The following is a 23,780-nucleotide window of genomic DNA, read 5'->3' as shown; positions in this document are numbered from 1 at the left end:
TGTCCCGGTCGTCGGTTACAGTCTTGAACAAGGCGGATGACCATCGCATGTCCGGGGTCACCCGCCGCCTACAACCACATACAGCTCATCCAGAGGGGCAGAGGGAAACGGCCCGATGAAGCCCCGGCAACCCTCCAGTCGGTACTCGTAGGTCACTGTCGACCAGCTGCGCGAGGCTCCCGGCTCGGGAAGGTGCCAAATCCGTCTCACGGCGAGATGCGTCGTGAGGAAGATGAGGAGAAAGGGCCTCGCCTCACATGGCTGTGCAGACTGTTGCAAGCACCACTGACTCCACCGTAGACCTCGGTCCCGCCGCTGCCCTGAGCTGCCGCGAGTGCGGTCACCGCGTACCCCTCGGACCGGTCTTCGCGTGCGAGGAGTGTTTCGGCCCGCTGGAGATCGCCTACGACTTCTCGGCCTACGACACCGAGGAGCTCCGCAAGCGGATCGAAGCGGGCCCCGCGAACATCTGGCGCTACGCCCCGCTGCTGCCGGTCCCGGCCGACGTCGCGGACAAGCCGAACATCAACCCCGGCTGGACCAAGCTCGTCAAGGCCGACAACCTCGCGCGCGAGCTGGGCGTCGACGCGGGCAAGCTGTTCGTCAAGGACGACTCCGGCAACCCGACGCACTCCTTCAAGGACCGCGTCGTCGCCCAGGCCCTGGAGGCCGCCCGCGCCTTCGGCTTCACCACGCTCTCCTGCTCCTCCACCGGCAACCTCGCCGGTGCGGTGGGTGCCGCGGCGGCCCGTGCCGGCTTCCGCTCCTGCGTGTTCATCCCGCACGACCTGGAGCAGGGCAAGGTCGTCATGGCCGCGGTCTACGGCGGCGAGCTCGTCGGCATCGAGGGCAACTACGACGACGTGAACCGCTTCTGCTCCGAGCTGATCGGCGACCCGGCCGGAGAGGGCTGGGGCTTCGTCAACGTCAACCTCCGGCCGTACTACGCGGAGGGCTCCAAGACCCTCGCGTACGAGATCTGCGAGCAGCTCGGCTGGCAGCTGCCGGACCAGCTGGTCGTGCCGATCGCCTCCGGCTCGCAGCTCACGAAGATCGACAAGGGTCTCCAGGAACTGATCAAGCTCGGGCTGGTCGAGGACAAGCCGTACAAGATCTTCGGCGCGCAGGCCGAGGGCTGCTCGCCGGTGTCCGTCGCTTACAAGGCCGGGCACGACGTCGTCCGCCCGCAGAAGCCGAACACCATCGCCAAGTCGCTCGCCATCGGCAACCCGGCGGACGGGCCCTACGTGCTGGACATCGCGCGGCGGACCGGCGGCGCGGTGGAGGACGTGAACGACGAGCAGGTCGTCGAGGCGATCAAGATCCTGGCCCGGACCGAGGGGATCTTCGCGGAGACCGCCGGTGGTGTGACGGTGGGTGTGACGCGCAAGTTGATCGAGAACGGGGTGCTCGACCCCACCAAGACCACGGTCGTGCTCAACACCGGCGATGGACTCAAGACGCTGGACGCGGTGGCGGGCACGGGTCTGACGGCGACCATTCGCCCCAGCCTCGAGTCGTTCCGTGAGGCCGGGCTCGTCTGAGCGTCGTTGTTCGCTGCGGGCCGTGGGGCTGGTCGCGCAGTACCCCGTGCCCCTGAGGGCGGTTATCCAACCGGAGGTTCGAAAGTCATGAGCGTCACCGTTCGCATCCCCACCATCCTGCGCACCTACACGGGCGGGCAGGCCGAGGTCGCCGCCGAGGGCGCGAACCTCGGTGAGGTCATCGCCGACCTGGAGAAGAACCACACCGGGATCGCCGCCCGGGTCCTCGACGACCAGGGCAAGCTGCGCCGGTTCGTCAACGTGTACGTCAACGACGACGACGTGCGGTTCGAGCAGGGTCTGGAGACGGCCACGCCGGACGGTGCCGGTGTGTCGATCATTCCCGCCGTCGCCGGCGGCTGAACCGGTCGACCGGCCCGATTGTTACCTTCGGTAACGACGATTACCGAGAGTTCATCGAATTGCCCCCTCCGTGAGAGAAGCGGAGGGGGCAATTCTGTGTGGTTGAGCGGGGTACAGTTGGGGAACGCGATACCGATCCCCTGATCGGAACCCTGAATTCCTGCCGCGAGTCCGACAAGATGTAGCCAAAGTGTGCGCGTCTTTCGCGGCTTTTGTTCCTTTTATGGAGCCCGACTTGCCCTGAATTCGGGCGAATTCTCCCCACATTCCGGACCCTGCTCGTCCGGAATTCTCGTCCGATTGACCTGTTGCAGACGGCAGTTGGACAGATACATTCAGCCGCGGTCGACGCGTTCCGGCGCACGCCCCCAACCGTGGGGGGTGAGGTCTGACCCGGGTCCGCGAAGTGTGGATCTGTGCAAGGGCCAGTAATAGGGGAGTTAGGCATGGCTCAGGGCACCGTCAAGTGGTTCAACGCGGAGAAGGGGTACGGCTTCATCGCGGTCGACGGTGGTGCGGATGTTTTCGTCCACTACAGCGCGATTCAGATGGACGGCTACCGCACCCTTGAAGAGGGCCAGCGGGTCGAGTTCGAGATCTCGCAGGGCCAGAAGGGACCGCAGGCCGACATGGTTCGCGTCTCTGCCTGAACGCGCACCACGACCAACGCTCAAGCGACCGGTCTTCTCAGAAGGGCCCGTACCCCCCGGGGTGCGGGCCCTTCCGCGTGCCCGGAGGGTCCGCCGGATGGTGTTCGCGGGCGGCTGACGCCCCCCGCCGATCCAAGGCGGGCGCTTGCACTCGCAGGGGTCGAGTGCTAATCATTGCGTTAGCACTCTGAAGGTGAGAGTGACAACGTAAGGACCGGGTCGGTGAGGCCCGCAGGCCAGGTGGGGAAGGAACCCACGAGGCAAGCGAGCCGTCCGTCGCGGGCGCGGGCGCGGTCCGAAGTAATCACCCCCAGTCCTGGAGGGACCACTTCACATGGCCAAGATCATCGCGTTCGACGAGGAGGCGCGGCGCGGCCTCGAGCGCGGCATGAACCAGCTCGCGGACGCCGTCAAGGTGACGCTCGGCCCCAAGGGCCGCAACGTCGTCCTCGAGAAGAAGTGGGGCGCGCCCACGATCACCAACGATGGTGTCTCCATCGCCAAGGAGATCGAGCTCGAGGACCCGTACGAGAAGATCGGCGCCGAGCTGGTCAAGGAAGTCGCCAAGAAGACGGACGACGTCGCCGGTGACGGTACGACCACCGCGACCGTTCTCGCCCAGGCCCTGGTCAAGGAGGGCCTGCGCAACGTAGCCGCCGGCGCCAACCCGATGGCCCTCAAGCGCGGTATCGAGAAGGCCGTCGAGGCCGTCTCCGCCGCCCTGCTGGAGCAGGCCAAGGACGTCGAGACCAAGGAGCAGATCGCCTCCACGGCCTCCATCTCCGCCGCCGACACCCAGATCGGCGAGCTCATCGCCGAGGCCATGGACAAGGTCGGCAAGGAAGGCGTCATCACCGTCGAGGAGTCCCAGACCTTCGGTCTGGAGCTGGAGCTCACCGAGGGTATGCGCTTCGACAAGGGCTACATCTCGGCGTACTTCGCCACCGACATGGAGCGTATGGAGGCCGTCCTCGACGACCCGTACATCCTGATCGCGAACTCCAAGATCTCGAACGTCAAGGACCTGCTCCCGCTCCTGGAGAAGGTCATGCAGTCGGGCAAGCCGCTGCTGATCATCGCCGAGGACGTCGAGGGCGAGGCCCTGTCGACCCTGGTCGTCAACAAGATCCGCGGCACCTTCAAGTCCGTCGCCGTCAAGGCCCCGGGCTTCGGCGACCGCCGCAAGGCGATGCTCCAGGACATCGGCATCCTCACCGGCGGCGAGGTGATCTCCGAGGAGGTCGGCCTCAAGCTGGAGAACGCCACGCTCGACCTGCTGGGCAAGGCCCGCAAGGTCGTCATCACCAAGGACGAGACCACCATCGTCGACGGTGCCGGCTCGGCCGACCAGGTCCAGGGCCGCGTCAACCAGATCCGCGCCGAGATCGAGAACAGCGACTCGGACTACGACCGCGAGAAGCTCCAGGAGCGCCTGGCGAAGCTCGCCGGCGGTGTCGCGGTCATCAAGGCCGGTGCCGCCACCGAGGTGGAGCTCAAGGAGCGCAAGCACCGCATCGAGGACGCCGTGCGCAACGCCAAGGCGGCCGTCGAGGAGGGCATCGTCGCCGGTGGTGGCGTGGCCCTGCTCCAGGCCTCCCAGGTCTTCGAGAAGCTGGAGCTCGACGGTGACGAGGCGACCGGCGCCAACGCCGTGAAGCTCGCGCTGGAGGCCCCGCTGAAGCAGATCGCCGTCAACGGTGGTCTCGAGGGCGGCGTCGTCGTGGAGAAGGTCCGCAACCTCACCGTCGGCCACGGCCTGAACGCCGCGACCGGTGAGTACGTCGACATGATCGCCGAGGGCATCATCGACCCGGCGAAGGTGACCCGCTCTGCCCTGCAGAACGCCGCCTCCATCGCCGCGCTGTTCCTCACCACCGAGGCCGTCATCGCCGACAAGCCGGAGAAGGCCGCCGCGCCCGCCGGCGGCGGCATGCCGGGCGGTGACATGGACTTCTGATCGACCCGGTCGATCAACGTCCTTGCCGAGGGCGGCACTTCCTGTTCCGACAGGGGGTGCCGCCCTCGGGCGTGTCCGGGATCACAGCGGGGGTGGGATGGCCCTGGCGGGGCCGGGTGGTTGAAGGTTAGGTCATATGCGTATGCACATACCTTCCGGTATCCGAAAGTGAGCCCCCACGTGACTCTCGCCGCCTCCGCCTCCCGCGCCGCCGAAATCCTGTCCCGGCCCGTATCGCTGGGCGGCCTGACCGTTCCCAACCGGATCGCGATGGCGCCGATGACCCGCATGTTCTCCCCGGGCGGCGTGCCCGGCGAGGACGTCGTGTCGTACTACGCGCGCCGCGCCGCCGCCGGAGTCGGCCTGATCGTCACCGAGGGCACCTACGTCGGCCACGAGTCGGCCGGGCAGAGCGACCGCGTGCCGCGCTTCCACGGCGAGGCCCAGCTCGCGGGCTGGGCGAAGGTCGCCGAGGCGGTCCACGCCGCGGGCGGGACCATCGTGCCGCAGCTCTGGCACATCGGCATGGTCCGCAACCAGGGTGAGCCGCCGGTCGCGGACGCCCCGGCCGTCGGACCCTCCGGTCTGCGCATCGGCGCTGCGGAGCCCACCGGCAAGGCCATGACCCAGGCCGACATCGACGCCGTCATCGGCGCGTTCGCCGAGGCCGCTGCCGCCGCCGAGCGCATCGGCTTCGACGGCGTCGAGCTCCACGGCGCCCACGGCTACCTGCTCGACCAGTTCCTGTGGGAGGGCACCAACCGCCGCACCGACGCCTACGGCGGCGACCGGGTCGCCCGCGCCAAGCTCTCCGAGGAGATCGTCGCGGCCGTCCGCGAGACCGTCTCCGCCGACTTCCCGGTCATCTTCCGCTACTCCCAGTGGAAGCAGGAGGCCTACGACGCCCGTCTCGCCGAGACCCCGGAGGAGCTGGAGGCCATCCTGGCCCCGCTCGCCGCCGCCGGCGTCGACGCCTTCCATGCCTCCACCCGCCGCTACTGGGTCCCCGAGTTCGAGGACTCCGACCTCAATCTGGCCGGCTGGACCAAGAAGCTCACCGGCAAGCCCACCATCACCGTCGGCTCGGTCGGCCTGGACGGCGGCGACTTCATCAAGTCCTTCCAGGGCGAGAGCGCCGAGGTCGGCGACCTCGACAACCTCCTCGACCGCTTCGAGCGCGACGAGTTCGACATGGTCGCCGTCGGCCGCGCCCTGCTCCAGGACCCCGAGTGGGCCCGGAAGGTGCTCGACGGCCGCTTCGAGGACCTGGCGCCGTACAACCCGGCGGCGCTGAAGACCCTCAGCTGACACTCGTCACCGGAGCCTCTGGATCTGCTTGCGTCAGTCAAGGACACTGAGTGAGCGCCCGTTCACCGGCAAGCCGCGAGGAGACCCAGATGACGACGACCGCGTCCCGCCCGTCGGAGGGCGGCCCTTCGGAGGAGCCCGCACCGGTGGTCCGTACGGCCACCGGTGCGGTGCGCGGCCGGAGGGAGGAGGGACTCGCGGTCTTCCGCGGCATCCCGTTCGCCGCACCCCCGGTGGGCGAGGCCCGCTTCATGGCGCCCCGCCCCGCCCACCCCTGGGACGGCATACGCGACGCCCACGCCTTCGGCCCGCCGCCCCCGCAGGACCTCGGCAACCTGGGCGGCCCGGGCCTGCTCGACGTGCCCGAGGGCGACGAGTGGCTCACGGTCAACGTCTGGACACCCGAACCCGACCCGGCGGCTCGCCGGCCGGTGATGGTGTGGATCTACGGCGGCGCCTACAAGCTGGGCCACTCCGGCAGCCCCGGCTACGACGCCCGGCGCATCGCCACCGAGGGCGACGTGGTGGTCGTGTCCCTCAACTACCGCGTGGGCATGGAGGGTTTCGCGTTCATCGAGGGCGCTCCCGCCAACCGCGGACTGCTCGACCAGGTCGCCGCGCTGGAGTGGGTGCGGGACAACGTCGAGGCCTTCGGCGGCGACCCCGATCAGGTCACGGTCTTCGGGGAGTCCGCGGGCGCGGGTTCGATCGCCTCGCTGCTCTCCATGCCGGACGCCGCCGGTCTGTTCCGGCGGGCGATCGCGCAGAGCGTGCCGGGGACCTTCTTCTCCGACGCCCTGGCCCGGGACATCGGAAGCGCCCTCGCCGCCGAGCTGGGCCTGCGCCCCACGGTGGCCGACCTCTCCACGATCGCGCCGCACCGACTGACCTCGGCGGGCGAGACCCTCAGCGCCAAGATGCTCCAGCGCGTCGACCGCTGGGGCCAGGCGGCTCCCACGGTCACGCCCTTCTCCCCGGTGGTCGACGGAGAGGTCCTGCCGACCACACCGTGGCAGGCACTGGCGGCCGGTTCGGCGAAGGACGTCGACCTCCTCGTCGGCCACAACCGCGACGAGTACCGCCTGTTCATCGCCTTGGCGGGCCAACTGGGCCGGATCACCGAGGAGAGGGCGGCCTCGGCCCTGCGCCTGTTCGCCCCCGGGCCCGACGGCGGTCAGGCCTACCGCACGGCCTTCCCCGACGCCTCCCCGAGCGAGCTCTACGAACGCGTTCAGACGGACTGGCTGTTCACCATGCCGTCCCTCCACCTGGCCGAGGCCCAGCGCGCGGGCGGCGGACGCGCCCACGTCTACGAACTGACCTGGCCCGCCCCGGGCAACGGCGGCGCGCTCGGCGCCTGCCACGGCCTGGACATCCCACTGCTGTTCGGCACCTACGGCGCCGACCTGGGGCTCCTGCTGTTCGCGGGCGCCGAGCCCTCCGCCGATGCCCTCGCGCTGTCGTCCCGCTTCCGCGCGTCCTGGACGGCGTTCGCGACGACGGGCGACCCGGGGTGGCCGGCCTACGACGACGAGCGGCGGCTGGTGCAGGTGCTGGACGCGGAGCCGGTGGTCACGGCGTACCCGGAGGAGCGGTCGCGGCGGCTGTGGGAGGGGTACGAGTTCCTGCCCCTGCCGCTGCTGTAGGGCCTACAGGTTGCCCATCGGCTCGATGTCGACGCGCACGGGCGTCCCCCAGACCCGCAGCACTTCGTAGTCGGTGAACTCGTGCACCAGCCGGTACGCCATGGCGGCCCGGGGCGCCTTGCGCTGGGCGGCGATGAACAGCTCCGCCTCGCGGCGGTCCCGGCGCGGGGTGCCGCACAGCTGCCAGCTCTGGCCGTTCCACAGCTCCGCCAGCCAGCGCTGCTGGGGCTGGGGGCGGTCGCCGCGCACGCCGTAGCGGGACGGTGCGGGCTGGATGGGCTGTTGCTGGGGGGCGGGCCCGTTGAACTCGTTTCGGCGGGCCGCCCGGCGCCGTGTCTCGCACAGCAGGCACAGGTCGGGGGCGGCCTCGTCGACGGGGCCGTTCGGGTGCTCAGGGCAGCGGGTGGTGGGCGCGGCGTTCGAGACGCTCTCCTCCAGCAGGTCCAGCGCGCGCTTCAGATCGGCCTTGACCTCGTGCAGCTTGGCGTCCGGGGTGTCGGCGGTGAGGGCCTCCCCGTGCTCGCCGAGGAGACGGAGGGCGCGGCCTAGGGCGGTCAGCTGGGCGTGGTTCATGGTGCCCATTGTCCTCAGTCGGCGTAGTCCTTGAGCTTCTCGGTGTCCAGGGTGATGTTCACGGGGGCGGGGAGCTCGACGGTGGCGCCCCAGGGATGCGGGGAGACCTGCTGGTAGCGGCCGTCTTCTGGCTCACTGAAGACCGTGAGGGTGTGGTGGTCGCGGTCGATGAGGAGGTAGACGGGGATCCCGGCTTCGGCGTAGCCGAGGGGCTTGTCGATGCGGTCGCGCTGGTTGGTGTCCCGGTCGCGGGAGGTGATCTCAACGGCCATGAGGGAACCTTCGGGGTCGGACCACTCGCCGTGGCCTCGGAAGTGATCCACAGGCGTGAGCGTTGCGTCCGTGCGGGCGCGACCCTTGCGGTAGGCCTCCGCCTTGACACCTGACTCGGGCACCAGATCCAGGTCCGGACGGTGCTGCATGCACTGGCGCAACAGCCACATGAGGATGCAGCGGTGGTTGCCGTCCGGCATGGCCTTGACCTCTAGTTTCCCGTTGATGTACTCAAGCCGCACGGTTTCCGGGGCGCGGCGCTCCAGCTCCTCGAAGTCCTCGACGCTGAGCGCGTCCTTCGTCCGGACGCGACCGTCGACGTACTCGAGTCGCACGCCCTTCGGGGCCACCTCGGCCAGCTCCTCGAAGTCCTCGATGGGCATCAGTGGGCGGTCAGCGGTACCAGGGGTCATGGTGCCTCCTCCCTTCCATCGTGCCCTGGGGGAGTGACGTCGCACCGTAGGAGCCGTCATGTGTGTGCCCTCTCTTGTCGTCGTTGGGACATCGCGGCGCGGATCTCGGCCGCACGGTCATGGATCGTGGGGGCGGACAGAGTTGCAGGGGGTTGCGCAGGGGCGCGTTCGCCCCGGCAGGCGCTGCAATGCCCCCCTGGCAGGGTTTCCGGACGGCCCGGGGCGCGGCAGTTCGCGCACTCCAGGATCCTCAGGGGTGGGCGTGGCTCGGGTGGTCGGGGTGGGAGTTTGCTGGTCAGGCGGTTGCGGACCAGGGCGGCGGGGTGGTGGACAGGTGTCGGCAGGCCGGCTGTGAGCACCCGTAGGACGTGGTCCTCCGAGGCGCCCCGCTCGAACCAGTCCGTCACGAGTGGGGCAAGCGTCGTGCAGTCTGCCTCGGAGAGGGACAGGACGGGTGCCGTGCGGCCGAGGGCGGCCAGGAGGATGTGGGCCCGGGAGCGGGTGGGGCGTGCCGCCTGGGGCTGCGGTACGTCGCCGCGGGTGAAGGCGCTCCACCAGTCGTCATCCCGGGCGGTACGGGACCACCACGATCGGGTGATCCAGCGGGAGCTGCCGTCGTCGGCCGTGATGCACTCCCGGCCCCGGCGCAGGTGGCCCGCCTGCTGGATGCGGTTGAGGGCGGTGCCGAGGGCGCACTGGCCGTAGGGGAGGTGTTTGGCCAGCGTCTTTACGGAGATGTCCGCGCCGTCGGCGAGCCGGTCAAGGTAGGCGGCGATGGCGGCTTCGCGAGGTGGGAGGTGCGCGAAGTCGTGGTTTGTGGCGGGGAGTTGGCCGGGGGCGGTGCGTTTGCCGTAGCCCGGCCCCGCCAAGGGGTGCGCGGACGGGGAGGCAGCACTAAAGTTGGCGTCAGCCATGGGATCGTGGTTCCGATCTCGATGGTTAAGCCCCCGCAGGTGTTGGCGCACCGGGCGGGGGCTGTTGCTTTTGTGCAGGGAACGTTAGACGCACGTGACTGTCCGTGGCAAGCCGGATGCTCCGCGTCAACTCACCGGGCGGGAGGGTGGGTTGAAGCCCTCCACCCATTCCCTGAAAAGAGGGCTCGAAGCCCGGGTCCCGAAGCTCAGGCCGTCTCGTCCTTGAGGTTCTCGACGAACGCGGTCCAGGCCGTGGCCCGGAACACGAGCTTCGGGCCGTGGGGGGTCTTGGAGTCGCGGACGGGGATGACATCGGGGAATGCCTGGGTGACTTCCAGGCAGTTGTCGCCGGTGCCGCCGCTGTAACTGGACTTGTACCACTCAGGCGTGTTCCTCATGGTCGTAATCCTGCGCCATCGCTTCGAGGAGGGCCAGAGACTTCTCAGGCGAGAGCGCCGAAGCCGTGAGGAGCTCAAAGTAGAGCCTGTAGCGCGCGACGGCGGCGGGGTCGTCCTCCAGTCGCCCGGTGTCGACCCCTTCCAGGTAGGCGAGTGGAGGGGCGTCGTCGAAGTCCATCACCCTGACGCACCCCTGCATCCCCGGGTGTGCCCCTGCGTCGAACGGCAGCACCTGAACGATGACGCGGTTCCCGCGGATCAGACCGATGAGGTGGCGTAGAGCCCCCGCCATCACCCCCGGCCCGCCCGTCGCGCGGCGTAGTGCGGCCTCGTCAATCACCGTCCACAACAAAGGCTTTGTTGGATCGCGGAGGATCCGCGCCCGCTCCATCCGGCCTGTCACCAGCGCCTCGATGACCTCGTCCGCCGCTGAGGGCTGGTAAGCGCGGCTGACGGCTCGTGCGTAGGCGGGCGTCTGGAGCAGTCCGGGAATCAGCATCGATGTGTACTCCCTGATGGCCGCGGCCTGGGTCTCCACCTCTGCTGCTTCTGCGAAGTGCTCGCGGTACTTCGACTTCGCCGCCGCCACACAGTTCCGCTGGAAGAAGTCCTCCGTCCCCAGCACCTCGTCCAGCAGCCGCGCGTACTCCCGCTGCAACCTCCGCGTCCCCGCCTCCAGCTGCCCGATGAACGACCCGCTCACGAAGAGCCGCTGTCCCAGTTCCTCCTGGCTCAGGCCGGCCTTCTCGCGGGCGTGGCGGAGTTCGGCGCCGAGGAGGGCCCTGGGGGAGGAAGACGGGTCGAGGTCCCGGGATCCGGGCATGGGCGACTCCCTGTCGTACAGATCGGGTTGTTGGACCGCCGTATCTGGCCAGGTTAGGGACGCGTTGGCCACGCTGTGTGGTGAATCACCAACTCAGCGTGGAGGTAGGACAGGATGCGCTCGACGGAAGAGATCGTGAAGTCGCTGCGGGAGGCCCTCGCGGGAGTCGGCGTCGTGCTGCCGTCCCTGCGGGTGGACCCGGTCACGGCCGCGAGTGACGAGCCGTTCGCCCTGGTCGACCTGGGGCGGTGCAACGTACGGACGGCCGAGCAACTCACCGACGTGCTGCGGTCGTTGCCCGTGGGGGAGGCCCTGCGGGCTCGCGTTCGGCAAGTCAACCGGGAGCCCAAGTCACGGTGAAGCAATAGCCAACGGTGGATGTACAACCATTCGCCCTCCATCACCGTCGAACAGGCGTATCGCGCATACGCCGGCGTTCGCCCCACCGCTCGCCACTTTCGGAAATCACATCCTTTCCCCAGAGGAATCCTGTCTTATGACGTTCCGTTGGCTGTGCGGTGTCCTGCGTGTGCGTGGGAAGACCGACCTCTTTCTCGTGCTGCTGTTCGCCGCAGGCTTCGCCGCACTGCCCGTTTTCGCGCTGCTCCCCTCGCTGTGGGGATTCGCCGCCGCCTCGGTCGTGACGTACGCCGTGGACGAGGTGCTGCACGCGCGGGCTCCCGCCTTCGTGCGGCGGCTGGCCGCGTTGCAGCTGACCCGGACGATGCGGTTCGCCGTGCGGACGGTGATGCTGCTCGCGCTGGCCGGCCGGATGGGTGCGCCGGACGCCGTGCTGGTGGCCGCGTCGGCCGTGTTCAGCGTCCACTTCGGCCTGGTCATCATGTACACGGCCGTGCACCACGCCATCCGGCGGCGCCGCACGCTGCCGGTCGTGGTGCGCAACCTCGACATGAGCGGGGCGGGCATCCCGCAGTCGCCGCCCGCGCTCCTCTACCGGCGCTTCCTGCGCAAGCTGCTGCATCTCGACCTGGCGGCGCACGCCGGGCTCCTCGCCGCGCTGGCGGCCGGGGCGTGGCAGCCCGCGGGCGTCGGGTTCGCCCTCACCGCCGGGCCGGCGGTCGCGGCCGTGGCGGCGCTGCTCGGGCAGCTGCGCCGGGCCCGCCGGATGCCGCCGGACGCCGAGGTGATCGCCGAACTCAACCGGCAACTCGCCGGGTACCGGCCGGAGGTGGCGCTGTACTTCAGTTTCGCGTCCGTGTCGCGGGACTTCATGTACCAGGTCAACATGTGGATCGAGACGCTGGAGCAGCTCGACCGGAGGCCGCTGATCATCCTGCGGGAGCGGGCCTCGTTCCGCTACCTCGGCCGTACGTCGATCCCGGTCGTGTGCGTGCCGAAGGCCGACGACGTGGCGCAGCTGGAGCTGCCCGAGCTGCGGGTCGTCCTCTACCCGGGCAACGCGGGCAAGAACGTCCACATGCTGCGCGTCGCCGAGGCCAAGCACGTGTTCATCGGGCACGGCGACAGCGACAAGCTCGCCAGCAGCAACCGGGTGAGCAAGGTGTACGACGAGATCTGGGTGGCCGGGCGGGCCGGGCGCGACCGCTACCAGCGGGTGCGGCACGCCATCAGCGACTCGGCGATCGTCGAAGTGGGCCGCCCGCAGCTGTCGTCGATCCGGCTGCACGCCGACCACGTGCCCGGGCCGGTGCCGACCGTGCTGTACGCGCCGACCTGGGAGGGCTGGAGCGACGACGACTGCCACACGTCGCTGATCCCGATGGGCGTGGCGCTGGTCGAGAAGCTCCTCGCCGAGAACGTCCGTGTCCTCTACAAGCCGCATCCCCTCACCGGCAAACGCTCCCGGGTGGCGGCCGAGGCCGACCGGGCCGTGCGGGAGCTGCTGCGCGCCGACAACGAGCGGCGGGACGCCCGGGACGCCCAGGAGGCGGAGGCCGCGATCGCCGCCGCCCGGCCGCGGCTCGCGGAGATCCAGGCGCGGCTCGGCGAGCTGTCCGGGCGGCTCACCGGCGACGACGCCCAGCAACTGCGCGACGCGCGGGTCCCCGCCGGTGACGGGGAGGCGGAGTGGCACGAACTGCGGGCCGAGTGGCACCGGCTCTTCTGGGAGAGCCGGGGGCCGGTCCGGCACCAGGTGATCCTCAAGCAGCTGCCCACGCTGTACGACTGCTTCGACCAGGCCGACCTGCTCATCAGCGATGTCTCGTCGGTCGTCGCGGACTTCGTGGCGAGCCTCAAGCCGTACGTGCTCACCAACGCGGCCGATCTGCCCGACGAGGACTTCCGGGCGGCGTACACCACCGCCGGGGGCGCCTATCTCCTCGACCGGGACTGCACCCGCCTGCCGGAGATTCTCCGGTCGGTCCGCGAGCCCGCGCACGATCCGATGGCACCCGAGCGCCGGGTCCTCAAGGAGTACGTGCTGGGACCCGACCGCCCCACATCGATGGAGCGCTTCAACACGGCCGTCAACGCCCTGGCCGACAAGGCGGCGGCGGAACAGGCCGAGCGGCTGGGGGAGGGGGAGGGCGAGGAGCAGCGGGTGGTCGTGGGGGCGTGACGGTTCAGCCGGCCGCCGCCGCCAGGGCCGCGCGCAGGTGGCCGTCGGACTCCGCCAGCAGCCTGGCCGCCGTCGGTCCGTCGACGTCGGCCAGGAGGGCGAGGATCGCGTTCTTGACCTCGCCGTCCGTGGCGGTCAGGGCCCGCTCGATGTCCTCCTCGGCGGCTCCGGTGGCCAGGGCGACGATGCGGTGGGAGCGGGCCCGGAGCTTGTCGTTCGACGCGCGGACGTCGACCATCAGGTTCCCGTAGGTCTTGCCCAGCCGGATCATCGTGATCGTCGAGAGCATGTTGAGGACGAGCTTCTGCGCCGTGCCGGCCTTCAGGCGGGTGGAGCCGGTGAGCAGTTCGGGGCCCACGACGATCTCGATGCCGTGGTCGGCGGCGGCCGCGAGGGGGCTGCCGGAGTTGCAGGCGAGACCGATGGTGAGGGAGCGGCGGGCGCGGGCGTGTTCGACCGCGCCGATGGCGTACGGGGTGCGGCCGGAGGCGGAGATGCCGACCACCGTGTCGTCGGGGGTCAGGGCGAGGGCCGCCAGATCCGCCTCGGCCAGTTCCCGGGAGTCCTCCGCGCCCTCCACCGAGGTGACCACGGCGCCCCGGCCGCCCGCGATCAGGCCGACGACCCGGGAGGGGTCGGTGTTGAACGTGGGAGGACATTCGGAGGCGTCCAGGACGCCCATCCGGCCCGCCGTGCCCGCGCCCGCGTAGACCAGGCGGCCGCCCCGGGCCATCCGCTCGGCTACGGCGTCGATCGCGGCGGCGACCTGCGGAAGCCGGGCCGCGACAGCCCCGGCCACGGTGGCGTCCTCGCCGTTCATCAGCCGGGCGATGTCGAGGGTGGGCAGCCGGTCGATGTCGGCGAGTTCCGGCCGGAAGGCCTCGGTGGTCAGGGACTCCAACTCGGTCCGGACGTCGCGGTGGCGGGGGGTGGAGGTCATGGACGGCTCTTTCCGTGTCTTTCCGGTGCTGGGCGGGGCGTCTGCCTCAGGAACGGTGCCGGTGGGCCAGTGCCTCGTACGAGGCCGACAGCGCCGGCGCCGCCGTCTCGTACGTCCGCTGGGCCACCCCCACGAACAGGCAGTCCACCACGAGGAGCTGACCCGTCCGGGACGACATCGCCGCCGGACGCAGCTCGCTCTCGCGTGCGGTGGACGTGGTGAGGACGTGGTCGGCGTACTGCGTGACGGGGCTGTCCGGGCGGCCGGTGATCGCCACCGTCGTCGCGCCGCGCTCGAAGGCGGCCCGCAGCGGTTCGATGACGTCCCCCGTCGACCCGGAGTGCGTGACGGCGACCGCGACATCGCCCGCGCGCAGTTGCACGGCGTTGGTGACGGCGAGGTGCGGGTCGCTGTGGGCGTGGGCTATGAGCCCTATGCGCAGCAGCTTCTGCGTGAGGTCCTGGGCGACCAGGCCGGAGGCCCCGACGCCGTACACGTCGGTGCGGCGGGCCGCGGTCAGGGCGGCGACGGCCGCGCCCAGTTGGACGGTGTCCAGGCCGGCGGCGGTGTCGGCGAGGGTCTGCTGCTCGTCGTGGGCGAGCTTGGCGACGACGTCGGCGATCGGGTCGTCCACCGCGATGTCCGTCGTGATGGCCGGGGCGCGGCCCGACTGCTGCTGCGCGGCGAGGCCGGCGAGGGCCAGGCGCAGGTCCCGGTAACCCGGATAGCCCAGCAGGCGGGCGGTGCGTACGACGGTCGCCTCGCTGGTGCCGGTGAGTTCGGCGAGGCCGGTGACCGTGAGGGCCGCGCAGCCGGCCGGGTCTCCCGCGACGGCCTCGGCGACGCGCTGCATGGAGCGCGTCATCGACGGGCCCAGCGTGCGGACTTTGGCCGCGAGGGCGGCGGGGGCGGGCGGGGCGCCGCTCGCCCCGGAGGGGCCGCTCCGCTCGCGGGCGAAAATTTCCTTCACGTCGCGGGTCACCATTGAAAGATATTTTCGGGGCGGCGACGGGGTCAAGAGTGCGCACAATGGGTGCATGGAACCCATCAGCCCTCTGGAGCAGGCGCTGCACGCCGCGCGCGCCCTCGTGCTGGCCGACCTCGTCGCGGGACGCGTCGCCGAGGCGGACGTGGTGTCCCTGGTCGAGGACTCCGTCACGCAGCGGCGATGGTGGGTCGAGCAGTGGCCCGAGGGCGCCCGGTACGTGGCCGGCCTGGTCGCGCAGGACGTCCAGGACGCCCTGCTGGAGCGGTACGGCCGCTGGCCGCTGTGCCCGGTGTGCGGGGCCGGTGAGCCGCACGCCCTCGACGTGGAACCGGAGTTGGGGCCCGACCCGCACTGGGTGTGCAGCGAGGCGGGCGTGAAGGTCGCCGCGGTGGGGTCGCTGGGCGGGGCCATCGGCGGGCCGGCGTCCTCGTGAGGCCTTCGTGACGATCTACGTCGACCCGCCGACCTGGCCCGGCCACGGCCGCATGTGGTCCCACCTCGTCAGCGACGTCTCCTACGACGAGCTCCACACCTTCGCCGCGCGCCTCGGCGTCCCCCGCCGGGCCTTCGAGCGCGACCACTACGACATCCCCGACGAGCGGTACGCCGACGTGGTGGCCGCGGGGGCCGTGGAGGTCAGCAGCCGCGAGGTGGTGCGGCTGCTGCACGCGGCGGGGCTGCGGCGGCCCAAGGGGCGCTATCCCTCCCGGGGTTCGCGCAGCTCGTAGGCCAGGTGCGCGGGGTCCTCGGCGGGCACCTGGGTGAACCCGGCCCGCGCGAGCACGTTCTGCGACGGCAGGTTGCCCCGCTCGACGTTCGCGACCACGGTCCGCACCTCGTCCCGGTCCAGCGCCCATGCCGACAGCGTGCGCAGCGCCTCGGTGGCGTAACCGTGGCCGCGGGCGCCCTCGACCAGGTCGTAGCCGATCTCGACCCGTCCGGCCTCGTCCGGGACGCCGTGGAAGCCCATGGCGCCGAGCGCGCGGCCGTCCTCGCGCCGAACGAGCACGTACATGCCCCACTCCGGCCGGTGGATCCCGTCCTCGTACTGCTTGTACACCAGCCCGGCACCGACCCGGGTGCCCTCGACCGGCCCGCCCTCGATCCACTCGAAGCCGCCGCCGCCGACCGTGGACAGGTCGGTGGCCGCCGCGGGCGTGACACCCTCCAGGGTGAGCCGCTCGGTGCCGATCACCAGGTTGTTGTTCCACCGCCACTCGGTGAGCGGGGCGCGCCCCGGCAGCTCCCCGCGGCCGGTGGCCCACAGCAGGGTCGGCCACGGGGTGGGGCCGGGCCGGACGTGCGGGAAGAGCCGGGTGAGCACGAAGTCGCACAGCTCGGACGCCGGTTCGTACCGCAGGCCCAGCCCCTCGCAGATGTCGTGCGTGTGCAGCAGCACCTCGGCCACGCCCATCGCGGCGAACCCCTCACGGTTCGCGCTGCGGAAGGGGTACGGGTGGAAGGCCCGCACGTCACGCGGGGTGGTACGGATCGCCGCGGCGAGCAGGGCGCCCATGGCGCCGATCACACGCACCGCACCCGCGTTGTCGGCCCCCTCCTCCAACGAGAGCTCGAACGGCGAGTACCCATCCTGCTCGCGCCCCGCCAGCTGCCCCGCGTACGCGATGAGGTCCTCGGCGATGTGCACGGCCGTCTGCCGGCAGTCCCAGTCGAGCCGCCCCGCCCGTACGCCTTCCCACTCCCACTCGGCGACCGCCCCCAGCAGGCTCACACACTCGGCGACGGCCTGCTCCACCTGTTCGGCTCCCGTTGTCCACATGGTGGGGAGGCTACGAGGGGGTGGAAGACTCCGGCGACGGGTTTTCTGGGGCGAGGAACCAGTCCTCGATCTCGTGGCGCATGCCGAGCTCGGTGGCTTTGAGGGCGGTTTCGCGGAGCGTTTTGGCAGCTGAGAGGGCTACGACTGCAAGAGTGACGAGGGAGAGCGGGGGATCGTCGGGATGGGCGGTGAAGTCGGGGAGCCCCTCGCTGGTGAGAGTGTGGAGCAGGGCCCCTTCCATGTGAAGTTCTCTGACGTTGCTCTCGGACAGGGCGACGACGTCGTAACCGAAGTCCGTGAGTTCCTTGGCTCGGCCACACACAGCCTTGAGGGCGGCGAGGGACACCGGGCCATGGGTGGAGGGATCGGCGAACGGACGATGCTGGAACAGCGTGTTGTCGATACCCGGGGCGGAGGCAACGGCTTCGGCTGTGACCGAGCAGCGGTAGCCCCATCTGGCGAGGACGGAGATCGCCTCGGGCACTGGTATGCCCACCTGCCGTGCCCCGTAGGCCACGTCCATCAGGCTCAGAGGGGCGGCCGTGTGTGGCATGCCACAGTGACTGATGAGAGCAGTCTCAGCCGGCGAGGGCAACTGCCCTTCGTCGTCCGGGACAGGTGCCACCGCGTAGCCGAGCTCCTCCAGTCGGGCCGAGACGGACCGGACGGACTGGTGGAGATGGCGTGCCACCGCTGTCATGTAGAAGAGGGAGACCTCCTCATCCACCCAAGGGCGCTGGCCGTTGTACAGAAGGAGCGACCGGTCGTCCGCCGTGAGTTCGGGCCAATCCGTAACGACCGGGGGCAGCTGGAAGCCCAGTTCGGACAGGAACTCCGTCACGCGGAGCACCGTTGCGTCCGTGTCGTGGGCCACCGAAACCAGTTGGGCGCGGGAGATCCGCAGAGCCTCTTCCGGGGCCGGCATAACGCATGATGACCACAAGCTGTCGAGGATGCCCCGCTCCTCGTCGGTCCAGTGCTCCCGGACCGGGGGTTCCTCCGGCACGGTGAAGCCCAGTTCCCGCAGACGCTGCGCGGCTTGCGGAGTGGCGCAGGCGTGGTTGGCGGCACTGAAACTGACCTGGGTTGCCGAAAGCACCGAGCCTGGAGCCAACCAGCCCCACGGGTCGCCCAGTGGTCGCAGAAGCGGAAGATCCTCGTATTCGGCGCCAAACCCGGCCAAAGGCTCGACCTGGTATCCCAGAGCGGTGAGCCGGTCGGCGACCTCCACGGTCGGTCGCTCCGTGCCGAGGCTCAGGGTGAGGACCTCGTCGGTGCCGAGCGGCTGGGCGGGGTCGCGCCAATCGAAGAGGCAACTGAGGAGCAGCGCGGGATGCTGCTCGTACTCCCGCCCCAGCCAGTCCCGGTACGCCATGTCCCAACGTCTGTTCCGACCTCCGTTGAGCAGCATCAGGTCGGAGGGCCGGGCGCACACCTCGTCGGACGGGCACGGTTCCGGCAGCGACACCGGGCCGCCAAGGCCCGCGCGGTACAGCACTCGCAAGCGCCAAAGCAGCACATTCGGCGGCATGGTGCCGAAGAAGCGGGCAGCGTGGCGCCCGAACTGTTCCGGCAGGTAGCTGCCAGTCACCAAGGAGATCAGCTCGGTGTCGGGAAGAAAGTAGCCGACTTTGTGAAAGGGCACCGAGGCGTCCCTGATCCGCCACGTCAGTCCAGCCAGTTGAGCGTGCCGGGCCACGAGGTCGCCGAACCACGTCGCGGAGCGGCTGACGTGCGTCAGCCAGTCGAGGGTCGGCAGGGCAAGGTCCGGGCGGGTCAGACTCGACGCCGCAGCGGTGACGACAGTCCGGACATGATCGTGGTCGAAGGAGCGCACGTTCTTCCGATCGACGGTGAGGACCGGCGCATGCTCACCGTGCAGATTCAGGATGATGCCGTGAGGGAAGCCTGACACCGCCTGGAACGAGTGTTCGGACTCCGTCCCCAGGCCGTCTGACAGGACGATTCCTGGATGATCGATCCACCAGAGGTCGGGTGAGTCGGACGCGAGGCAGACAGGGTCCTTTACCGGTAGACCCGGCTTCCGTTTCGACTGTTCGAGCTCGAGTGCCGTCAGAGACAACTCCCCCGGCACCCACTCATGGCTCCGAGAGCCATGCACCGCCATCGTCCGATAAGGCGCCACCCACAGCAACCGCTGCAACGCCTCCACGCACGACACGCGCTTGCCCTGTCGCGACAGCAGCAACCGGACGGTCGTCCCCGGCTCGGTCCCCTCCCCGAGATCCTCGACCCGGAAAAGGTTCCCCGGTCCCGCGATTGTCACTTGCAGCAGGCGCCCGGGTCGGCCGTCGCGTCCCATACGGCACGTGCGGACCACGATCTCGTCGGCCAGCATGAAATAGCTCAGGACGCCGATGCCGAAACGGGAGTTGGGGTAAAGGCGGAGCTTGGGCTCGGGGAGCTCGCTCCATGCGACCTGCTCCTCGATGTACTCGGGGAGGTCGACGAAGCGGGTGCCGCCCTGGGAGAAGACGCTACCGAGTTCATTGATGCCCATGCCGATGCCGTTGTCGCGGCACTCCAGGTAGGGGCGGCCGTCGGAGCCCACGCCCTGGACGAAATCGATCCGGCCTTCGAAGGGAGTCGCGGCCTGTCCCGTGCGCTGGAGGTACTGGGTGCGGCAGTCCCGGTAGCGCAGCGCGTCCAGCGCGTTCTGGTACAGCTCCCGAACCGCGAGCTCCCGGTCGCCGTAGAGCTGTTCACCCATGAGGAGTTCTTGGACACGGTCCTCGGCGAGCTGGAAGCGGATGCCGTCGGAGAACTGGTCGGGGCTATTGCCGTCGAGACGTACCCGGCTGCCGTCGGCGTACGGCGGCAGCGCACCGAGTGCAGCCAGGGCCGGGTTGCCGCCGCGGTTGATCTCCCGGAGCAGGGCGTCGACGCGGGTGGCGTGTTCCCGTAGCGCGATCTGCACGGCCGGGTGGGTGCACATCGCGTTCAGGGACCGGCCCACACCGGAATGGCGCCAGTCGGAGCGGCGCACGGTGGTCAGGAGCTCGCCGAGATCGACGCTGTCGTAGATGCCGATGTGCTCCACGACGATCTCGGGCAGGTCGACGGGGTCCACAGCCATCGCGTAGGCCGCCTTGAGCAAGGCGGAGACCAGGGGCGTGCGCACCTCGTGCTCGTCGCCCGTGGCGGCCGCGATGACGTCGTGCTCTTCGTGGGACGTGCCACCCGCGGAACCGGCAACGCCCCGGCGCACGGAGAACGGTGTCGTGCGGTGCTCCTTCAGCAGCCGCATCAGGCGGTCCGCGGAGAGCGCGTCAGCCACCCAAGGGGGTTGGTCCGAGCCCCCCGCCACCTCGCCGAGAAGAGACTTGAGAGCCTCCGCGGCGTACAGCTCCGGCTGCTGGATCAGCCAGCGGTGGAACTGCCACCACCGGATCCGCTCCACGGAGCCGCGGGCCGTCGTCCGTTCGTGCAGGGTGAGCAGCCGGCGCTTCAAACGAGGGAAGCCCTGGCCGAACTTGCGGAAGCGGATGTGGTCCGGTCCTCCGGCGCACAGGTCCGCGCCGAGCACGCCCACCCGTTGTGCGGCTTCCTGGGCCCAGAAGGCCTGCTCGACCAGGGGCAGCAGGACGGCCAACGCGGCCTCGGACGGGGACAGGCGCTCGTCGTCGGCGAGCAGGCGAGTGAGGAAGCCCAGCCTGACGTGGGTGCGCTGGGCCAGTTCGGCGTCGTGCCAGGGATCGTCCCGCAGGGCGTGCGCGGCGCCCTCGTACGCTGTGGCCAGTCGTGCCGCCAGCGTCGCGCAGGCCTCCTGGAGGTGCTCCCGGGCGGGGCCGTCGGGGGTGCGCAGCCAGATGGGATGCCGTTCCGCTGAGCGGATCCAGGGGTGGGCCTCGGTGCGGCGGTCGGGGCCCGGCAGCAGCGGGAAGTCCTCCCCACCGGGGTCGGCCGCGGTCTCCGTGACGAGGGTGACCTGCTGGGGCGCACGGGTCTTGCCGTAGGCGCGGTGCAGTTCCTCGACCCGGGTCTGGATCCGCGCGGCGAACTCGTGCAGACGGAGGGCGTGGGGGTCCGCCGCGATCGTGTCGGCAAGGGCCCGGGAGAACAGACTGAACGACTCGCCCGGCTGTGTACCGGGGTCGAAACCCGGCCGGACCGTCTCCTTCTCGCCGACGAACAGCGCGAACTGGGGAGCTGTGCAGGCATGCACGTACGCCACCTTGCGCCGCAACGCGTTGGCGACCTTGCGCCGGGGCCAGGGCTGCACGCCGGGCGGTGCCGCCATGGTGTCGCGGTCGATGCCCTCGCGGCAGGCGTCGACGAGGAAGACGACATGGGCCGCGGCGGAGTCCTCCAGCTCCCGCTCCCAGCCGATCTCGATGCAGCTGTCCGCGAAGACTCCGACGTCGAACGTGGCGTCCTCAGGGATCAGGAAATCCTTGCCCTCGAAGTGCTGCCCGTGCCCGCTGAGCAAGACCAGCAGCGTGTCACCCTGGGCCGCGTCACGCAGGAAGGTCCGGATCCGGCCGTTGACCGTGTTCGGGGTGATGCCGCGCTTGCTCTCGACGATCTCCGCCGACTGGAACCCGCGCTCGACCAGCGCGTCCCGGACCCGTTGCAGGTCGTCACGGACGAACGGCAGGTCCTGGATGCGTGGGTCGTCGTAATCGCTGGCTCCGATGAGCAGCGCCCTGTGCTGGGGCATACGCGGCCGGTCAGACGGGCCGGACCGTGGCGACCCCTGCGGGCGTGGTCGCCGCTGTGCTCCGGTTCGCCGCGCTGCCGCTCATGCCGTCCCCCTGCCCCTCGGCCGTTCGTCCGACAACTTTAGTTCACGGGGCGGTTCTTGCGTCCCTGGTTGAACGGTGTTCTCAGGGCCGCTTGAAGACGAGTGTGAGTCCCCGGGTGCCCTGCATCTGGCCGGTCCCGAGCAGCTGGATGCCGCCGCTCGCAGTGACCTGGAAGGACAGTTGGGCCTCGGCGAGCGGGAGGGTGCCTTCCCGAGCCGCGGCGTCCTCGAACAGCTGCTGGAGCGCGTCGACGGTCTCGGCGAGGTTCTTGCGCAGGGGGCCCAGCGGGACGGACCGCAGGGCCGGTTCGCCGCCTCCGTTGCGGAAGATGCCCATGGAGTCGTCGTCGCCCTCCTCGGTGACGGTGACCCAGAACGGCAGGCTCGGCTCGACGACCTCGGTCTCGCTGGTGTGGTCCATCCGTGTTCCCTCCCTGTGGCGCGGTGTGACCAACCCTAGGGCGCGGAACCAGGGCCGGAGGGCGAATCCTCTAGCAGTTGCAGTTCCGACCGCAGGTTGTAGCGGGCCGTGGCCTCCCACTCGGCGGCGCCGTGCGGGGTCCGGAACAGGCGGGGCAGGTCGAGGAGTTGGCGCAGGATCGCGGCGCGGCCCGCGCGGAAGGCGTCGCTGGGGACGAAGTGGTACTCCTCGCGGACGGCCGCGGTGTAGGCGGCGTACGCCGACGGGGGCGAGGCGAGGATCGCGAGGTCGGCGTCGCACAGGACCTGGCCGTCGGGGTCGTCGTCGGCCGGGTCGTGGGTGACGGTGAGCCGGACCAGGCGGGCCACCTCGGCGGTCTTCGCGTCCGGCACGCCGGCCTCGGCGAGGGCGCGTTCGGCGAGGCGGGCCGAGCGCTCCTCGTTCTCGGAGCGGTCGGGCAGGTAGACCGCGTCGTGGAACCAGGCGGCCAGCCGGACCACGTCCGGGTCGTGCGCGTACCGCTCCAGCTCGTCGACGCGGTCGAGGACCGCCGTCAGGTGCCCGACCGTGTGGTAGCGGCGCTGGGGCTCCTGCCAGCGGGTGAGCAGGGCATCGGCGTACGGCGCCGGGTCCGGGCCGCCGGCCGGGCCCCGGGCCGCTTCCAGGGTGCGGGCGAAGCGGGTGCGCAGCGAGTCGAGATCGGCCATGGGGGCATTCTCCCGCCGAGCGGGGTCGGGCACCTAGCGTGGGGGCATGACGACACCTGCTGATGTTCCTGACGTACGGGACCCCGAGCAGCCCGGGCGGCTGCTGACGATCGAGCGTGACGCGCTGATCCCGCTGCTGCGGGACCGCGCCGGGGAGGACTTCGCCCTGCCTGTTCCCGCGTGTCCGGGCTGGACGGTGCGGGACGTGCTGGCGCACTGCTCGGCCGCGCTGACCCGGGCGGCGGAGGGCAGGTTCGAGGAGGGCGTGTTCTCACCCGAGTCCAACGACCGGGACATCGCGGACCGGGCCGGCTGGAGCGACGCGCAGGTCCTCGACGAGCTGGAACGCGGCATGGGCGCGGCCGGGCCCGCGATCGCCGGGGCCGGCGGCAGGCTGGACGGCCTCGCCCTGGGGGAGTGGGTGCACGCCGCGGACGTCCGCGAGGCCCTCGGCCTGCCGGGAGCGTACGGCGGGGCCGGACTGCCGGACGCGCTCGCGCTGCTCGCCCGGATCACCCGCGAGCGGGGGCACGTGCCGCTGCACGCCGACCTCGACGACCTGGACGAGCCGCTGCGGCTGGGGGAGAGCGGCGGGGAGCGGCCCCCGGGCCGTTTCATCGGGGACGGGCCGACGCTCGTACGGCTGTACACGGGGCGGCCGGTCGACGGGGTGCCGGCGTTCGAGCTGGCCGGGGTGGAGGTGAAGGAGCTCAACATCTACGGCTGAGGCGGGCCTCCCGGGGCTCCGGGGGTGCCGGGGGCTTCGGAAGGCGTG

General features: G+C 70.5%; 21 protein-coding genes, 1 pseudogene and 1 riboswitch. Of the genes and pseudogenes, 11 read left to right on the top strand and 11 right to left on the bottom strand.

Annotation, left to right across the window (positions count from 1 at the left end; genetic code table 11):
- Positions 1-82 precede the first annotated feature (82 nt).
- A riboswitch (SAM riboswitch) is annotated at positions 83-239 on the top strand.
- Positions 240-257: 18 nt separating this feature from the next.
- The 6 genes from thrC (at position 258) to GTY56_RS19695 (ending at position 7,468) form a co-directional block, all read left to right on the top strand.
- Positions 258-1,544 carry a threonine synthase gene (gene thrC, locus GTY56_RS19720; RefSeq protein ID WP_161366665.1) on the top strand — a complete coding sequence of 429 codons (1,287 nt, stop codon included), beginning with the start codon at positions 258-260 and terminating at the stop codon, positions 1,542-1,544.
- Positions 1,545-1,631: 87 nt separating this feature from the next.
- On the top strand, positions 1,632-1,907 hold the full coding sequence (locus tag GTY56_RS19715) for a MoaD/ThiS family protein (RefSeq protein WP_003991133.1): 276 nt from the start codon (positions 1,632-1,634) through the stop codon (positions 1,905-1,907).
- A gap of 446 nt (positions 1,908-2,353) precedes the next feature.
- Complete coding sequence (locus GTY56_RS19710) at positions 2,354-2,557, top strand: cold-shock protein (RefSeq protein WP_010035953.1); 204 nt, start codon at positions 2,354-2,356, stop codon at positions 2,555-2,557.
- A 334-nt stretch (positions 2,558-2,891) separates the two neighbouring features.
- Positions 2,892-4,514: a chaperonin GroEL gene (gene groL / locus GTY56_RS19705; RefSeq protein WP_161366664.1), complete on the top strand. Its 1,623-nt coding sequence runs from the start codon at positions 2,892-2,894 to the stop codon at positions 4,512-4,514.
- A 180-nt stretch (positions 4,515-4,694) separates the two neighbouring features.
- Positions 4,695-5,822, top strand: a complete 1,128-nt coding sequence (locus tag GTY56_RS19700; RefSeq protein WP_161366663.1) for an oxidoreductase — start codon at positions 4,695-4,697, stop codon at positions 5,820-5,822.
- A gap of 89 nt (positions 5,823-5,911) precedes the next feature.
- A complete protein-coding gene (locus tag GTY56_RS19695; RefSeq protein WP_161366662.1) occupies positions 5,912-7,468 on the top strand; it encodes a carboxylesterase/lipase family protein in 1,557 nt (518 codons plus the stop codon).
- 3 nt (positions 7,469-7,471) lie between these two features.
- Here the strand turns inward: GTY56_RS19695 and GTY56_RS19690 are convergent, their stop codons facing one another.
- From GTY56_RS19690 to GTY56_RS19670, 5 genes are all read right to left on the bottom strand, one after another.
- On the bottom strand, positions 7,472-8,041 hold the full coding sequence (locus tag GTY56_RS19690) for a hypothetical protein (protein WP_161366661.1): 570 nt from the start codon (positions 8,039-8,041) through the stop codon (positions 7,472-7,474).
- 14 nt (positions 8,042-8,055) lie between these two features.
- A complete protein-coding gene (locus GTY56_RS19685; RefSeq protein ID WP_237524932.1) occupies positions 8,056-8,727 on the bottom strand; it encodes a Uma2 family endonuclease in 672 nt (223 codons plus the stop codon).
- Positions 8,728-8,783: 56 nt separating this feature from the next.
- Positions 8,784-9,641: a hypothetical protein gene (locus tag GTY56_RS19680; protein WP_202510452.1), complete on the bottom strand. Its 858-nt coding sequence runs from the start codon at positions 9,639-9,641 to the stop codon at positions 8,784-8,786.
- A 206-nt stretch (positions 9,642-9,847) separates the two neighbouring features.
- Positions 9,848-10,039, bottom strand: coding sequence for a DUF397 domain-containing protein (locus tag GTY56_RS19675; RefSeq protein ID WP_161366660.1), 192 nt, complete (start codon positions 10,037-10,039; stop codon positions 9,848-9,850).
- Positions 10,023-10,862: a helix-turn-helix domain-containing protein gene (locus tag GTY56_RS19670; RefSeq protein WP_161366659.1), complete on the bottom strand. Its 840-nt coding sequence runs from the start codon at positions 10,860-10,862 to the stop codon at positions 10,023-10,025. The genes GTY56_RS19675 and GTY56_RS19670 overlap by 17 nt, the downstream gene beginning before the upstream one ends.
- A gap of 114 nt (positions 10,863-10,976) precedes the next feature.
- Between GTY56_RS19670 and GTY56_RS19665 the strand changes: the two are divergent.
- Together GTY56_RS19665 and GTY56_RS19660 are read left to right on the top strand one after the other, a co-directional pair.
- Positions 10,977-11,168: pseudogene (locus GTY56_RS19665) on the top strand (hypothetical protein); the annotation flags it as partial.
- Between the two features lie 190 nt (positions 11,169-11,358).
- Entirely contained in the window at positions 11,359-13,404 is a 2,046-nt protein-coding gene (locus GTY56_RS19660; protein WP_161366657.1) for a hypothetical protein, read from the top strand.
- Positions 13,405-13,408: 4 nt separating this feature from the next.
- On the opposite strand, the gene murQ is transcribed toward GTY56_RS19660, so the two are convergent.
- Together murQ and GTY56_RS19650 are read right to left on the bottom strand one after the other, a co-directional pair.
- Complete coding sequence (gene murQ, locus GTY56_RS19655; protein WP_161366656.1) at positions 13,409-14,344, bottom strand: N-acetylmuramic acid 6-phosphate etherase; 936 nt, start codon at positions 14,342-14,344, stop codon at positions 13,409-13,411.
- Between the two features lie 46 nt (positions 14,345-14,390).
- Positions 14,391-15,326 carry an SIS domain-containing protein gene (locus GTY56_RS19650; protein WP_161366691.1) on the bottom strand — a complete coding sequence of 312 codons (936 nt, stop codon included), beginning with the start codon at positions 15,324-15,326 and terminating at the stop codon, positions 14,391-14,393.
- Positions 15,327-15,381: 55 nt separating this feature from the next.
- Between GTY56_RS19650 and GTY56_RS19645 the strand changes: the two genes are divergently transcribed.
- The gene (locus tag GTY56_RS19645; RefSeq protein ID WP_161366655.1) at positions 15,382-15,765 is read left to right on the top strand and encodes a DUF8819 family protein; all 384 of its coding nucleotides are present in this window, start codon (positions 15,382-15,384) and stop codon (positions 15,763-15,765) included.
- A 7-nt stretch (positions 15,766-15,772) separates the two neighbouring features.
- The gene (locus tag GTY56_RS19640; protein WP_161366654.1) at positions 15,773-16,060 is read left to right on the top strand and encodes a DUF4031 domain-containing protein; all 288 of its coding nucleotides are present in this window, start codon (positions 15,773-15,775) and stop codon (positions 16,058-16,060) included.
- Here GTY56_RS19640 and GTY56_RS19635 read toward each other — a convergent pair.
- The 4 genes from GTY56_RS19635 to GTY56_RS19620 all read right to left on the bottom strand — a co-directional run bounded on the left by GTY56_RS19635 (position 16,030) and on the right by GTY56_RS19620 (position 23,005).
- The gene (locus tag GTY56_RS19635; protein WP_161366690.1) at positions 16,030-17,088 is read right to left on the bottom strand and encodes a GNAT family N-acetyltransferase; all 1,059 of its coding nucleotides are present in this window, start codon (positions 17,086-17,088) and stop codon (positions 16,030-16,032) included. The two genes, GTY56_RS19640 and GTY56_RS19635, sit on opposite strands and share 31 nt — an antisense overlap.
- 34 nt (positions 17,089-17,122) lie before the next feature.
- Positions 17,123-21,793 (bottom strand): HD domain-containing protein, encoded by a 4,671-nt coding sequence (locus tag GTY56_RS19630; protein WP_161366653.1) that lies wholly within the window; start codon positions 21,791-21,793, stop codon positions 17,123-17,125.
- Positions 21,794-21,959: 166 nt separating this feature from the next.
- A complete protein-coding gene (locus GTY56_RS19625) occupies positions 21,960-22,298 on the bottom strand; it encodes a Pepco domain-containing protein (RefSeq protein ID WP_161366652.1) in 339 nt (112 codons plus the stop codon).
- A gap of 35 nt (positions 22,299-22,333) precedes the next feature.
- Positions 22,334-23,005, bottom strand: a complete 672-nt coding sequence (locus GTY56_RS19620) for an HD domain-containing protein (protein ID WP_161366651.1) — start codon at positions 23,003-23,005, stop codon at positions 22,334-22,336.
- Between the two features lie 46 nt (positions 23,006-23,051).
- On the opposite strand from GTY56_RS19620, the gene GTY56_RS19615 reads away from it, so the two are divergent.
- Complete coding sequence (locus GTY56_RS19615; protein WP_161366650.1) at positions 23,052-23,732, top strand: maleylpyruvate isomerase family mycothiol-dependent enzyme; 681 nt, start codon at positions 23,052-23,054, stop codon at positions 23,730-23,732.
- Positions 23,733-23,780 lie beyond the last annotated feature (48 nt).

Source organism: Streptomyces sp. SID5643 (assembly GCF_009872555.1).
GTDB classification, from domain to species: domain Bacteria; phylum Actinomycetota; class Actinomycetes; order Streptomycetales; family Streptomycetaceae; genus Streptomyces; species Streptomyces iakyrus.
This window is presented reverse-complemented; position numbering and strand designations above follow the sequence as displayed.

Excerpts from the sequence above, each read along its gene's own strand:
- thrC (WP_161366665.1), top strand. The coding sequence starts at position 258 with ATGGCTGTGCAGACTGTTGCAAGCACCACTGACTCCACCGTAGACCTC.
- GTY56_RS19715 (WP_003991133.1), top strand. The coding sequence starts at position 1,632 with ATGAGCGTCACCGTTCGCATCCCCACCATCCTGCGCACCTACACGGGC.
- GTY56_RS19710 (WP_010035953.1), top strand. The coding sequence starts at position 2,354 with ATGGCTCAGGGCACCGTCAAGTGGTTCAACGCGGAGAAGGGGTACGGC.
- groL (WP_161366664.1), top strand. The coding sequence starts at position 2,892 with ATGGCCAAGATCATCGCGTTCGACGAGGAGGCGCGGCGCGGCCTCGAG.
- GTY56_RS19695 (WP_161366662.1), top strand. The coding sequence starts at position 5,912 with ATGACGACGACCGCGTCCCGCCCGTCGGAGGGCGGCCCTTCGGAGGAG.
- GTY56_RS19690 (WP_161366661.1), bottom strand. The coding sequence starts at position 8,041 with ATGAACCACGCCCAGCTGACCGCCCTAGGCCGCGCCCTCCGTCTCCTC.
- GTY56_RS19685 (WP_237524932.1), bottom strand. The coding sequence starts at position 8,727 with ATGACCCCTGGTACCGCTGACCGCCCACTGATGCCCATCGAGGACTTC.
- GTY56_RS19680 (WP_202510452.1), bottom strand. The coding sequence starts at position 9,641 with ATGGCTGACGCCAACTTTAGTGCTGCCTCCCCGTCCGCGCACCCCTTG.
- GTY56_RS19675 (WP_161366660.1), bottom strand. The coding sequence starts at position 10,039 with ATGAGGAACACGCCTGAGTGGTACAAGTCCAGTTACAGCGGCGGCACC.
- GTY56_RS19670 (WP_161366659.1), bottom strand. The coding sequence starts at position 10,862 with ATGCCCGGATCCCGGGACCTCGACCCGTCTTCCTCCCCCAGGGCCCTC.
- GTY56_RS19660 (WP_161366657.1), top strand. The coding sequence starts at position 11,359 with ATGACGTTCCGTTGGCTGTGCGGTGTCCTGCGTGTGCGTGGGAAGACC.
- murQ (WP_161366656.1), bottom strand. The coding sequence starts at position 14,344 with ATGACCTCCACCCCCCGCCACCGCGACGTCCGGACCGAGTTGGAGTCC.
- GTY56_RS19645 (WP_161366655.1), top strand. The coding sequence starts at position 15,382 with ATGGAACCCATCAGCCCTCTGGAGCAGGCGCTGCACGCCGCGCGCGCC.
- GTY56_RS19630 (WP_161366653.1), bottom strand. The coding sequence starts at position 21,793 with ATGCCCCAGCACAGGGCGCTGCTCATCGGAGCCAGCGATTACGACGAC.
- GTY56_RS19625 (WP_161366652.1), bottom strand. The coding sequence starts at position 22,298 with ATGGACCACACCAGCGAGACCGAGGTCGTCGAGCCGAGCCTGCCGTTC.
- GTY56_RS19620 (WP_161366651.1), bottom strand. The coding sequence starts at position 23,005 with ATGGCCGATCTCGACTCGCTGCGCACCCGCTTCGCCCGCACCCTGGAA.
- GTY56_RS19615 (WP_161366650.1), top strand. The coding sequence starts at position 23,052 with ATGACGACACCTGCTGATGTTCCTGACGTACGGGACCCCGAGCAGCCC.